Source organism: Pseudomonas sp. MS15a(2019) (assembly GCF_013277805.1).
Classification (GTDB): Bacteria; Pseudomonadota; Gammaproteobacteria; order Pseudomonadales; family Pseudomonadaceae; genus Chryseomonas; species Chryseomonas benzopyrenica.
The window spans coordinates 244541-257139 of sequence record NZ_VBTN01000007.1 but is presented as its reverse complement, the minus strand read 5'-3'; the positions used below and the strand labels follow the sequence as shown (position 1 = coordinate 257139).

At 64.9% G+C, this 12599-nt stretch carries 13 protein-coding genes; 5 read left to right on the top strand and 8 right to left on the bottom strand.

Translation table 11 applies throughout. The annotated features are described in order from the left end of the window. The first annotated feature begins 65 nt into the window (after positions 1 to 65). Positions 66 to 953 (top strand): acyltransferase, encoded by an 888-nt coding sequence (locus FEZ61_RS11580; protein WP_093256909.1) that lies wholly within the window; start codon positions 66 to 68, stop codon positions 951 to 953. Between the two features lie 72 nt (positions 954 to 1025). Then, complete coding sequence (gene mdtD / locus FEZ61_RS11575) at positions 1026 to 2459, top strand: multidrug transporter subunit MdtD (protein ID WP_017639481.1); 1434 nt, start codon at positions 1026 to 1028, stop codon at positions 2457 to 2459. 86 nt (positions 2460 to 2545) lie between these two features. Here mdtD and FEZ61_RS11570 read toward each other — a convergent pair whose 3' ends face one another. Then, positions 2546 to 2755 carry a cold-shock protein gene (locus tag FEZ61_RS11570; RefSeq protein WP_017639480.1) on the bottom strand — a complete coding sequence of 70 codons (210 nt, stop codon included), beginning with the start codon at positions 2753 to 2755 and terminating at the stop codon, positions 2546 to 2548. A 412-nt stretch (positions 2756 to 3167) separates the two neighbouring features. Between FEZ61_RS11570 and FEZ61_RS11565 the strand changes: the two genes are divergently transcribed. Beyond that, on the top strand, positions 3168 to 3860 hold the full coding sequence (locus tag FEZ61_RS11565) for an HAD-IA family hydrolase (RefSeq protein ID WP_017639479.1): 693 nt from the start codon (positions 3168 to 3170) through the stop codon (positions 3858 to 3860). 43 nt (positions 3861 to 3903) lie between these two features. On the opposite strand, the gene FEZ61_RS11560 is transcribed toward FEZ61_RS11565, so the two are convergent. Then, positions 3904 to 5166: a saccharopine dehydrogenase NADP-binding domain-containing protein gene (locus FEZ61_RS11560; RefSeq protein WP_017639478.1), complete on the bottom strand. Its 1263-nt coding sequence runs from the start codon at positions 5164 to 5166 to the stop codon at positions 3904 to 3906. 239 nt (positions 5167 to 5405) lie between these two features. After that, positions 5406 to 6899, bottom strand: coding sequence for a lipid II flippase MurJ (locus FEZ61_RS11555; RefSeq protein ID WP_064308162.1), 1494 nt, complete (start codon positions 6897 to 6899; stop codon positions 5406 to 5408). Between the two features lie 316 nt (positions 6900 to 7215). Here FEZ61_RS11555 and FEZ61_RS11550 point away from each other — a divergent pair, with 316 nt between their 5' ends. Beyond that, positions 7216 to 7470 carry a YebG family protein gene (locus FEZ61_RS11550; RefSeq protein ID WP_007161283.1) on the top strand — a complete coding sequence of 85 codons (255 nt, stop codon included), beginning with the start codon at positions 7216 to 7218 and terminating at the stop codon, positions 7468 to 7470. Positions 7471 to 7526: 56 nt separating this feature from the next. Further along, a complete protein-coding gene (locus FEZ61_RS11545; protein ID WP_173148705.1) occupies positions 7527 to 8480 on the top strand; it encodes a nucleoside hydrolase in 954 nt (317 codons plus the stop codon). A gap of 83 nt (positions 8481 to 8563) precedes the next feature. Here the strand turns inward: FEZ61_RS11545 and fba are convergent, their stop codons facing one another. From fba to epd, 5 genes are all read right to left on the bottom strand, one after another. Next, on the bottom strand, positions 8564 to 9628 hold the full coding sequence (fba, locus tag FEZ61_RS11540) for a class II fructose-bisphosphate aldolase (protein ID WP_059316498.1): 1065 nt from the start codon (positions 9626 to 9628) through the stop codon (positions 8564 to 8566). A 118-nt stretch (positions 9629 to 9746) separates the two neighbouring features. Next, entirely contained in the window at positions 9747 to 10076 is a 330-nt protein-coding gene (locus FEZ61_RS11535; protein WP_173148703.1) for an MliC family protein, read from the bottom strand. Continuing rightward, positions 10073 to 10270 (bottom strand): hypothetical protein, encoded by a 198-nt coding sequence (locus FEZ61_RS11530; protein ID WP_017639473.1) that lies wholly within the window; start codon positions 10268 to 10270, stop codon positions 10073 to 10075. The genes FEZ61_RS11535 and FEZ61_RS11530 overlap by 4 nt, the downstream gene beginning before the upstream one ends. Positions 10271 to 10275: 5 nt before the next feature. Then, positions 10276 to 11439: a phosphoglycerate kinase gene (locus tag FEZ61_RS11525; protein WP_173148701.1), complete on the bottom strand. Its 1164-nt coding sequence runs from the start codon at positions 11437 to 11439 to the stop codon at positions 10276 to 10278. Positions 11440 to 11466: 27 nt separating this feature from the next. Beyond that, complete coding sequence (gene epd / locus FEZ61_RS11520) at positions 11467 to 12510, bottom strand: erythrose-4-phosphate dehydrogenase (RefSeq protein ID WP_173148699.1); 1044 nt, start codon at positions 12508 to 12510, stop codon at positions 11467 to 11469. Positions 12511 to 12599 lie beyond the last annotated feature (89 nt).

Below are 12599 nucleotides of genomic sequence, written 5' to 3'. Positions count from 1 at the left end.
CAAATGATCGCAAAGTGCCAGGCCGCGCTAAAGACTATCGCCCTAAGTTCCAGACGAGAGAATCCATGCACCTCCTGACCGGTATCGCCGTCTCCCTGCTGCTCCTGCTGAACACCCTGGTCATGATCGGTCCGCTGCTGGCATTCGCCTTGATCAAGCTGCTGCCCAGCGTGGCGCTGCGCGATGTCTGCTCCCGGGTAGTCACGACCATCGCCGAGACCTGGGCCGAGATCAACAAGGTCATCTTCGCCCGGCTCACCCCTACCGTCTGGGACATCCGTGGCACCGAGGTGCTCAGCCGCGACAGCTCCTACCTGGTCATCTGCAACCACCAGTCCTGGGTCGACATCCCCGCCCTGATCGAAACCTTCAACGGCAAGGTGCCCTACTTCAAGTTCTTCCTGAAGAAGGAGCTCATCTGGGTGCCCTTCCTGGGTCTGGCCTGGTGGGCGCTGGACTACCCCTTCATGAAGAGATACAGCCGCGCCCAGCTGGCGCGCCGCCCGGAGCTCAAGGGCGCGGACCTGGCCATCACCCGCCGCGCCTGCGAGAAATTCCGTCGCCAGCCGGTGACCATCGTCAACTACCTGGAAGGCACCCGCTTCACCGCCGCCAAGCATGCCGAGCAGCATTCGCCCTATCGCCACCTGCTCAAACCCAAGGCCGGTGGCATGGCCTTCGTCCTCGCCGCCATGGGCGAGCAGCTGGACACCCTGCTGGACGTCACCCTGGTCTATCCGGACGGTCGCGTGCCCGGCTTCTGGGACCTGCTCTGCGGACGGGTCAAACGCGTTATCATCGATATCCGCGCGCGCCCTCTGGATCCGGCGCGCTGGGCGGGCGATTACAGTGAAGACGCGGAATTTCGCGCCGACTTCCAGCAATGGGTCAGCCAGCTCTGGGCAGAAAAGGACCAACGGATCGAGGCGCTACTGGATTCCCGCTCGCATTGAATCAGCGGGGCACCCTGCCGCCTGCCGACAGTCAGAGTGCGGGTAGTCGGCTGTCTCGACAAGGACCCCTCAATGCCCACCCCGACGCTCGATACCACCACGACCCGCTGGCTTCCCTGGCTGATCGCCGTCGCCTTCTTCATGCAGTCGTTGGACGCGACCATCGTCAACACCGCCCTGCCGCGCATGGCCGCCGACCTCGGCGAGAATCCCCTGCGCATGCAGGGGGTGGTGATCGCCTACCTGCTCACCGTCGCGCTGTTGATTCCTGCCTCGGGCTGGATTTCCGATCGTTTCGGCAGTCGCCGCGTCTTCTTTACCGCCATCGCCCTCTTCACCTTTGGCTCGCTGCTCTGCGCCCTGGCGCCCAGCCTCAACCTGCTGATCGCCGCCCGGGTAATCCAGGGCCTCGGCGGTTCGCTGATGCTGCCCGTGGGGCGGCTGGTGATCCTGCGCGTCTATCCGCGCAGCGAACTGGTGCGCATCCTCAGCTTCATCACCATTCCCGGCCTGATCGGCCCCCTGGCGGGCCCGGCGCTGGGCGGCTGGCTGGTGGAGGCCGTGTCCTGGCACTGGATCTTCCTGATCAACCTGCCGGTGGGCATCCTCGGCTGTCTGGCCACCCGCCGCCTGCTGCCGGACCTGCGCAGCCCTCTGCCACAGCGCTTCGATGGCCTGGGCTTTCTGCTGTTCGGCGCCTCCATGATCCTCATCAGCATCGCCCTGGAAGGCCTTGGCGAACTGCACCTGCCCCATGTGCGCGTGGTATTGCTGCTGATGGGTGGTATGGCCTGCATGGTCGCCTACTGGCTGCGCGCCCTGCATCACGACCAGCCGCTGTTTTCCGCCGAGCTGTTTCGTATCCGCAGCTTTGCCGTGGGCATCTTCGGCAATCTCTTCGCCCGTCTCGGCAGCGGCGCCCTGCCCTTTCTTATCCCGCTGCTGTTCCAGGTCGGCCTCGGCTATTCGCCGACCCAGGCCGGTCTGCTAATGATGCCCCTGGCCTTGTCGGCGATGCTGGCCAAGCCCATCGCCGGTCCGCTGATCGGCCGTCTCGGCTATCGGCGCCTGCTGGTGGGCAATACCCTGCTGCTGGGCTGCCTGATCGCCAGTCTCGCCCTGATCGGCCCTGCCACCCCCTTCGTCTGGCTGCTGATCCACCTGGGCATTCTCGGCGCGGTTAACTCCATGCAGTTCACCGCCATGAACACCATCACCCTCATCGACCTGCACGACCAGCAGGCCGCCAGCGGCAACAGTCTGCTGTCGGTGGTCATGCAACTGGCCATGAGCTTTGGCGTCGCCTGCGCCGCGGCGTTGCTGGGCGGCTTCCAGGACGACTATGGCGACACCGAGGTGCTGTCCGCCTTCCGCGCGACGTTCTTGAGCGTCGGAGCCCTGTCGATGCTGGCGGCGGCGATCTTCCTGCAGGCCTCCCGCGAAACCGGTCGCCGAATCAAGCCCCTGGCCGCCGAGCCGGAAAAGAGCGCGCAGAACGTGGAGTGACGCGGCCGCCAGGCCGATCGAATCGGCAGAAACGAAAAACCCCGGCCTGGCCGGGGTTTTTCGTGAGCTTCGGGCGACGTCAGGTGTCAGATGACCTGTACGCGCTCTGCCTGCATGCCCTTCTGGCCTTGCACGACTTCGAAGCTGACCTTCTGGCCTTCAGCCAGGGTCTTGAAACCAGTGCCTTCGATGGCGCGGAAGTGCACGAACACGTCCGGACCGCTTTCGGGAGTAATGAAGCCGTAGCCTTTGGTTTCGTTGAACCACTTGACGGTGCCGTTCTGACGATTCGACATGACGGGTGTTGCTCCTTGGAATAACGGGTTTGTTATTGACACGTGCTGGCGCGGCAGTGCGTTGCATAGACCAAACGCCTGGTACTGAGTTGCAAGGAGTAACAAGAATCGAGCAGCAAGGGGTGGACGAAGAGCCTACCGCCTCAGGTCACGATCGACGGCGACCCAAGCAAACACAGTTCTCGAACTCTACGCCATATTTTTCTGGAAAGCGATTACCCTCCGGAGGCCGAATTCGTTTTGGACAAAGCGCGTTTTACGCCGCTTCGAAAGGCACCGACAAGCCTGTTTTCGACCGCCTGGGCAGCACCCCGGAATCACCGCCACGCCTGCCTTTGCGCTTCCCGCCACAGCTGTCGAAGGGCACGAGATCCACTGCCCCGACCGTGAAATCCCCCTGCAAGGAATACCGATGAACCTTACCCCTGTGGAACTGCTGATCAGCGATTGCGATGGCGTACTGGTCGACAGCGAAATCCTCGCCGAACGCGTCGTCCTCGACGGTCTGGCCGCCCACGCACCGCGTGACGAACTCGAAGCCCTGCTGCACGGCACCTTCGGCCTGACCACCCGGGACATCTTCGCCCTGGTCGAACAGCGCTTCGGCATCACCCTGCCGCCCACGCTGTTCAGCGAGCTGCGCGCCCAGGCCGAGACCCTGATCGCCAGCAGCGTCGAACCCATTCCCGGGGTGAAACGTGCCCTGGAAAGCATTGATCTACCGTTGGCGGTGGCCTCCAACAGCCTCAGGCACAGCGTTGAATCCTCGGTGCGCCGGGCGGACCTGGTGGATCGGGTGGCGGGCCATGTCTTCAGCGCCGACATGGTGGCCCAGCCCAAGCCGGCGCCGGATGTCTACCTGCTCGCGGCCAAGACCCTGGGCGTTGCGCCGGAGCGCTGCCTGGTGATCGAAGACAGCGCCACCGGCGCGCGTGCGGCCCTGGCCGCCGGCATGCGGGTCATCGGCTTCACCGGTGCCAGCCATATTCCGCCGAACCACGGCGACACCTTGAGCGCCCTGGGCGTGACCGCCCTGATCGCCCACATGGATGAACTGCCCGCGACCGTCGCTCGCCTCCGCGCCGCCGCCACCGACGGGCAATGAAAAAGGGGCCCTCAGGGCCCCTTCGCTTTCCGCGTCAGCGGAATCAGGACAGGACCGCCCCGACCGCCTTGGGCAGTGCCATCGGGGCCAAGTCGGCAGCCGCGTTCCAGGCCGGCTCGCTCAACTGGGTTTCCAGCAGCTGGCGATGGATCGCCTCGCGATGCTGTTGCAGAACGATGTCCAGGGCGCGGCTGGGCGCCAGTTCGACGTCGTCGAAGGTGACGATCTGGCCGGGTTCCATGGCGCGCTTGAGCACGCTGTGCTTGAGCAGACCGATCGGCAGGTGATCCGGGCACTCGGCGATCTTCACGGCTTCGCCGCGCACGCTGTAGCCACCGATGCCGCGCTCGATGATGTCGCCAGCCGCCATGGGCTTCTTCATGATGGCGGCCACGCTCAGGGTCGGCGTGGTGGAGTTGTTGAGCAGGATCTTGCCACCGGCGATCACGCGACGCAGGGTCTTGCCGACTTCCAGGGAGCAGAGGTGGAAGGGGCGTACCAGGACATAGTACGGCCCCTTGCCCAGTTTGAAGTATTCGATGGCGCCGGCCTGGTCTTCGTCATGGCGACCGACGACGAAGACGCCACCGGCGGAATAGCCGCTCGGGATCACGTAGTCGACGATGGGTTGACCCAGTTGCTCGGCCATCTGCGCCAGGATGTTCGCGCTGTCCTGCAGATTGGTCGAATTCAGGCCCTCCAGCCCCTGGCGGGTGATGGTGGCGCCATAGTTGTTGCCGACCACCACCTGCTCGATCTGCACCTTGGTGCCATCGGTGAAGGAGGTGGTCTGGTCGACGCTGGTGCCCTGGCGCGCGGACCAGTAGGCCATGTCTTCCGGGGTCGGGTTGTGGTTCAGATAGCCCTTCATGTTGCCGTAGACCAGCGGCTTGAAGCCCATCTGCACCGCTTCTTCGTGCAGCGCCGCCAGCGAACCCGGCTGGTCGCCCTCGGCCTCGGTGAGAAAGCCCTTGCCCGCCAGGTAGGAGCCCGTCGTCACCTGCAGCTCGGCATTGATGGTGACCACCTTGATGCCGGCCTCGAAGGCGCGCTCGATGATCTCGGTGCCGTGGTAGGGATCGCCGCTGCACTCCACCAGCAGGTCGCAATGATCGATGAGATCCGCCACCGACTGGGTGAGCGCCTCGGTCAGCGGATAGTCGGTGACCGTGGCGATGGGCCGGCGGGTCAGCACGCGGGTCACGGTCATGTCGTCATAGTGACGACTGATGAGCCGGGCCAGGCAGCGCGAGATCATGCCGGTACCGACGATGCCGATACGGGTGACAGGGGATTGGGAGGACATAGGATCGATTCCTTTCAAAGAGAATGTCGGTAGCGAGCAAAGCCACCATGCGAAGTGCCGATCCCAACGACGTGTCCGATCTCTTGCAAATGGAAAAACCACTTCCATCAGAAATTCTTTGACTGGGATCAATCTTTCCGTGCGACTCGAAGCCAAAGCAAAAATTCATGACTTCGTAACAGATAGCGATCAATGGCTGCAGATCGCCATCTTTTTCCTTGCCGTCCAGTGACGGCCGTTCAACTCGTCGGTTCTGCGCGCTCCGTGCTGGCCTCACCGCGCGCCCAATAGCCGCGGCGGAACAGATCACGTTCGCCCAGGACCAGCAACAGCAGCAGAAGGCCCAGCATCGCCACGCTGATGCTGACGATCAGCTCCAGCAGGCCGACAGGCTTGGGCAACAGCACACTCAGCAGGGCCACGGCGCAGCCGGCGCCCAACCAGCGCAGCAGCAGCGACAGGTGCAGCCCGGCGAGGGAATGACGATAGAGTGCCAGCGCCATGAACACGGCCTGCAGGAAGGCGCCGGTGGTAAAGGAATAGGCCAGCCCCTGGGCGCCGAACGGCTGATAGAGCGCGGCATCCAGGGCCACGGTGATGAAGGAACTGGCCAGGGTGGCATAGAGGAAGGTCTTGGCGCGCTGCTGGGACAGCAGGGCCCGGCCCCATAGCAGGGCCAGCCCCATCCAGGGCAGGCCGAGGGCATAGGCCACCACCAGGGTCGCGGTCGCCGCGCTCTGCTCGGCCCCGAAGGCTCCGCGCTCCAGCAGCACCTTGACCACCGGCTCCGAATAGCTGAACAGCACCACGGCGGCCGGCACCAGGAACAGCAGGGTGCCGAGCAGCGCCTTGCGCATCAGCGCGCTGTACTTGTCCGCATTGCCCTCGTTCCAGCTGCGGGTCAGCTCGGGAAAGATCATCGCCAGGATGGACAGCGCATAGAGCGTCAGCGGAATGGTCACGATGCGGTAGGAGAAGGACAGCATGGTGATATTGCCCTCGGCCAGCAGCGAGGCGAAGAAGCGCTCCGCCAGCATGCAGCCCTGCTGGGCGCCGGCGGCGAGCAGCACCGGCGCGAAGGTCACGGCGAAGGGACTGCCCTCGGGCTTCTCGAAGGCGACCGAGCGCTGGCTGAGATAGCCCAGCCGCCGGTGCTGGATGACGATCAGCAGCACCTGGGGCAGCAGCATGCCGGTGAACAGCGCGATGCCACTCGGCTGCAGGATGACGATGGCCAGGATGGCGCCCAGATTGAGCATCAGCGTCCGGGTCATCGGCAGGATGAAGATGCGATCCAGGTTGAGCAGCGCGCCCTGGCAATAGAGGATGGCCTGCACGCAGATCAGCAGGGTGCCGACGGCGAAGACCAGCTTGCCGGTCTCGACCTGCTCATCGCTCCAGCCCGGAGCCAGGGCATGCATCAGCCAGGGACTGGCGAGGACACCGATCACCGACAGCAACAGGCCGAACAGGCCGATGCGCCAGTACAGCCAGCGGCCGACCTGCTCGTACTGGGCGTTGCAGCGGTCACGGATGCGTTGCAGATAGGGAATCATGGCATCGCGCAGGGCGAGACCGAAGAAGCTCTCGAAGAACACCGGCAGGATGAGCGCGACAAAGATCAGGTCGGCTTCCCAGCTCACGCCGAATTGCCGGGCGATCAGCAGGTCGCGCAGGAATCCCAGCAGGAAGCTGGCGACGGTGATGGCCAGGATGATCAGGGTCGAACTCACGCCCGCACCTCGGTCGACCCAGGCAGGCCACGTGCGGCAATAAGCGGACGGATAAAGATGGCAGGCATGGGCGGTCTCGTTCCGTGAGCCGGAGGTGATCCGGATAAAGGCGGGCAGAACTGCCCGTTTGGTCCAGACTCACAGACCAGCTTCCGCGCTTAAGTTTCCCGAGGCAATTCCAGAGACATGCAGAAATGTCGAACGATTGGCAAATTGCCATGACTGGTTGAGCACTGACCGCCGAGCGGTAGCCCTTGCAATCGGGCGGCAAGCCAACTACTGTATATATAACCAGATACAGAATACGAGGTGACGCATGGCCGTCGAAGTGTTGTATCGCAGCAGCCGAGATCCGGAGCGCCTGTTCATGGATAAAGCCGAAGCCGATCGTCACGATAAAATGTTGGAGCTGGCCGAGTCGCTCGCCAGTGTGCTGGACAAGGCCGTCCCCGGTCTTGCCGAAAAGCAGTGCGAAGACCTGGGGCTGTTCATGGCCCGCAATCGCGAAGTCTTTGCCCGGGCGTTTCGCAACCAGCCGGATGCGCTGGGCGAGTTGGACCTGCCCAGCTAGCGAGAGGCGCTGCCCCTCGGGTAGCCTGGGAAGAGATCTGAGCCGGAGAAAGCCTCTTGTCCCTTCCCATCATCTTCGATACCGATCCTGGCGTGGACGACGCCCAGGCCATCGCCCTGCTGTTTGCCGATCCCGCCTTCGAGGTGATCGGCCTGACCACGACCTTCGGCAACGTGCCGGTCAGCACGGCGACCCGTAACGCCCTGCTGCTCACCGAGCTGGCGGGCCGGGACACGCCCGTCGCCGCCGGTGTCGCCGAACCCCTGGTCAAGCCGGCCGGCAATCATGCCCTGCACGTGCATGGCCAGGATGGCCTGGGCAATCAGCAGCTCCCCGTGCCGCGCCAGGTGCCCCACGCCCTGGACGCCGCACGCTTCATCGTCGAGCAGACCCGCCTGCGATCGGGTGAGATCACCCTGGTGGCGGTCGGGCCGCTGGGTAACCTGGCCCTCGCCCTCGCGCTGGATCCCACGGTCGCCGACCGCGTCCGCGAGGTGGTGGTGATGGGCGGCGCCATCGTCGAGCCGGGCAACGTCACGCCGGTGGCCGAAGCCAACATCTTTTCCGACCCCCATGCCGCGGCGCGGGTCTTTGCCGCTCCCTGGCCGCTGACCCTGGTTAGCCTGGATGCCACCCACCGCGCCGTGCTCGACCCGCCACGCCTGCAGCGCATCGCCGCGCGTCAGGGCGCCCTGGGTGAGGTACTCGCCCGCAGCTATGACTTCTATGCGGACTTCTACCGCAGCGTGAAGGACATCGATGGCTGCCATCCCCATGACAGCTGCGCCCTCGCCTACCTACGGCGCCCCGAACTGTTCCACACCGCGCGCGGCCATCTCAGCGTTGGTACCGAAGGCCTGGCGGAAGGCCAGACCTTCTTCGCGCCCGAGGGTCGCGCCTACCTGGACGGGCGCTGGTCCGGCAATCCGCTGGTAACGGTCTGCCTGGGCATGGACGGCGCCGCCATGGTCGCCTGGATGGAAGAGGTCCTGACCGCAACCGAGCGGTAAGGCGCGGCGCGCCGCCGTTCATGCTCCAAGCGATCGACAGGCATAAAAAAAGGCCCCTTGCGGGGCCTTTTCTACATCCCGGATCAGTTGACCTTGGGATCCAGTTCGCCGCGGGCATAACGCTCGAACATGGCATCCAGGGAGATCGGCTTGATCTTGGAGGCCTGGCCGGCGGTGCCGAAGGCTTCGTAACGGGCGATGCAGACTTCGCGCATGGCGGTCACGGTCTTGGCGAGGTACTTGCGCGGATCGAACTCGCTGCGGTTCTTGGCCATGAACTCGCGGATGGCACCGGTAGAGGCCAGACGCAGGTCGGTGTCGATATTGACCTTGCGGACGCCGTACTTGATGCCTTCGACGATCTCTTCGACCGGCACGCCGTAGGTTTCCTTGATGTCGCCACCGTACTCGTTGATGATCTTCAGCCACTCCTGGGGCACCGAGCTGGAGCCGTGCATGACCAGGTGGGTGTCCGGGATGCGCGCATGGATTTCCTTGATGCGCTGGATCGACAGGGTATCCCCGGTCGGCGGCTTGGTGAACTTGTAGGCGCCGTGGCTGGTGCCGATGGCGATGGCCAGGGCGTCGACCTTGGTGGCCTTGACGAACTGGGCGGCCTCTTCCGGATCGGTCAGCAGCTGGCTGTGATCCAGGGTACCTTCGGCGCCCACGCCGTCTTCTTCACCGGCCATGCCGGTTTCCAGGCTGCCCAGGCAACCCAGCTCGCCTTCCACGGACACGCCGCAGGCATGGGCGAAGGCCACGGTCTGCTGGGTGACGCGCACGTTGTAGTCGTAGTCGGACGGTGTCTTGCCATCGGCCATCAGCGAGCCGTCCATCATCACCGAGGAGAAGCCCAGCTGGATGGAGCGCTGGCAGATGTCGGGGGTGGTGCCGTGGTCCTGGTGCATGACCACGGGGATGTGCGGGAATTCTTCCACCGCGGCCAGGATCAGGTGCCGCAGGAAGGGAGCGCCGGCGTACTTGCGGGCACCGGCGGAGGCCTGAACGATGACCGGCGAATCGGTCTTGTCGGCGGCTTCCATGATGGCGCGCATCTGCTCGAGGTTGTTGACGTTGAAGGCCGGGACGCCGTAGCCGAATTCGGCGGCGTGATCCAGCAGCTGACGCATGCTGACGAGTGCCATTGGTGATTATCTCCCTACAAAGGCGGTGGTGGCGCCAGCCTGCATGAGCGGCTGGCAGGGTTCAAGCGGCCGACCCCTGGCCGCTGTGGATTAATCGGTTCAGCTGACATTCGCCGGTTCAAGGCGTCCGGCAGCCGCGGCCGATGAGGTCGTTGTTGGCGATCCAGTAGACGAGCCCCTGGTCGCCACGAATATGGAAAGCCACCAGCCCATCGGTATAGGACTGGCCATCGGTGGCCGGTTCGCGGTTGAGATGACGGATCAGGCCATCGCCTTCCAGCTTGAGGTCGACGATGGACTGGCTGCGATCCACATAGCGCCAGTCGAAGGCCGCCTTGGAATCGCAGACCCAGTGCGTCCAGCCGCCGGTCTGCGGCGCGCTGCGGCCGGCACAGCCGGCCAACAGGGCGAGACCCAGCAGACCGAGGGCGAAGGTACGCCCCCTCACTGGGCGCAGCCGCTGGTGGGACGACCGGCGTTGGCGTTACCGGTGAGCGTATCGACGCGCTCGCCGTTCTGCGCCGTGGGCGTGGCGGCCGCCGCAGGGGGCGGCGCGAACACCGCGCAGGCCTTGTCGGCATTGCCACCGGCGCAACCGGCCAGCACGAATACAGCGGAACAGACGAGCAGCGGCGTACGCATCGCGATTACTCCTGGGCGCGTTGCTGGAGGACTTCCACGGCTGGCAGGACCTTGCCCTCGACGAATTCGAGGAAGGCGCCACCACCGGTGGAGATATAGGAGACCTTCTCACCGATGCCGTACTTGTCGATGGCGGCCAGGGTGTCGCCACCGCCGGCAATGGAGAAGGCGTCGCTGTCGGCGATGGCCTGGGCCAGGGTGCGGGTGCCTTCGCCGAACTGATCGAATTCGAAGACGCCCACCGGACCGTTCCAGAGGATGGTCTTGGCCGACTTCAGCAGGTCGGCGAATTGCTGGGCGCTGACCGGGCCGATGTCGAGGATCATGTCGTCGTCGGCCACATCGTTGATGGACTTGGTGACGGCTTCGGCGGTCTCGGCGAATTCCTTGGCGACCACTACGTCCACTGGCAGCGGCACGCTGACCTTGGCGGCGATGGCCTTGGCGGTATCCACCAGATCGGCTTCGTACAGCGACTTGCCGACCTTGTAGCCGGCCGCGGCCAGGAAGGTGTTGGCGATGCCACCGCCGACGATCAGCTGGTCGCAGATCTGCGCCAGGGAATTGAGCACGTCCAGCTTGGTGGAGACCTTGGAGCCGGCGACGATGGCGGCCATCGGGCGGGCGGGATTGCCCAGCGCCTTGCCCAGGGCATCCAGCTCGCCAGCCAGCAGCGGACCGGCCGCGGCGACCTTGGCGAACTTGGCCACACCATGGGTCGAGCCCTCGGCGCGGTGGGCGGTGCCGAAGGCATCCATGACGAAGACGTCGCACAGGGCGGCGTATTGCTTCGCCAGCTCATCGGCGTTCTTTTTCTCGCCCTTGTTGAAGCGTACGTTCTCCAGCAGCACCAGCTGACCTGGCTCGACCTGGAGGCCGTCCAGGTAGTCCTTCACCAGCGGTACCTCGCGGCCCAGGGCCTTGCTCAGGTAGGCGGCGACCGGTGCCAGACTGTTTTCTTCGCTGAATTCGCCTTCGGTGGGACGGCCCAGGTGCGAGCAGACGATCACCGCGGCACCCTTCTCCAGAGCCAGCTTGAGGGTCGGCAGGGCGGCGACCAGGCGGGCATCGCTCTTGATCTGGCCTTCCTTCACCGGAACGTTGAGGTCTTCGCGAATCAGGACGCGCTTACCCTTCAGATCGAGGTCGCTCATTTTCAACACGGACATACAGGCAATCCCTTAGTTGTGCTTGTTTCAGGTGGGCTTGGCGATGCGCAGCCAATGGCCGGCGACGTCGAGCATGCGGTTGGCGAAGCCCCATTCGTTGTCGAACCAGACGAGCAGGTTGACCAGCCGGGGGCCGGAGACGCGGGTCTGGCTGCCATCGACGATGGCGGAATGGGGATCGTGGTTGAAATCGCAGGAGGCGTGGGGCAACTCGGTGTAGTCGATCAGCCCGGCCAGGGGGCCGCTCTGGGCGGCGTCACGCAGCAGGGTGTTGAGCGCCGGCGCGGTGGTGTCCTGGCGGACGATGCAGGTGATGTCCAGGCAGGAGACGTTGACCGTGGGCACACGCACGGCGCGGGCCTGGATGCGCCCGCCGAGCTCCGGCAGCAGGCGTTCGATGCCCCGCGCCAGGCCGGTTGCAACCGGGATGATCGACTGGAACGCCGAACGCGTCCGCCGCAGATCTTCGGCATGGTAGGCGTCGATCACGGGCTGGTCGTTCATGGCCGAGTGGATCGTGGTGATGGAGACGTACTCCAGACCCAGGGTCTCGTGCAAAAGTTTCAGCACCGGGACACTGCAGTTGGTAGTGCAGGAAGCATTCGAGACCAGCATCTCGTCGCCGCGCAGGCTCAGCTGGTTGACGCCGTAGACCACGGTGGCGTCCACGTCGGTCTCGCTGACCATGGGCTGGGAGAACAGCACCCGCGGCGCGCCAGCGGCCAGAAAGCGCCCGGCCTCGGCCCGGGTGCTGAAGGCACCGGAGCATTCCAGCACCAGATCGACGTCCAGCGCCGCCCAGTCGACCCGCTCGGGTTCGGCCTCGCGGCGGATCTCCAGGGCCTGGTCGCCGATGCGCAGTCGCTCGCCGTCCAGCGCCACCCGGCCGGGAAAGCGGCCATGGGTGGAATCGAAGCGGGTGAGGTATTCCAGGCTGGGCCGGTCGGCCAGATCGTTGAGGGCGACGATGGCGAGCTCGGTGGCCGCGCCGCGCTCGTGCAGCGCACGCAACACGCAACGACCGATGCGACCGTAGCCGTTGAGAGCGAGGCGATAGCGAGCGGAACTCATGCGTGAACGGACCCGGGCGCAAGCGAAAGGCCGATTATGCGGCGGTTCGACGACGAATGGGAGTCGCCAGGGTAGCCCACCGGCCTTTC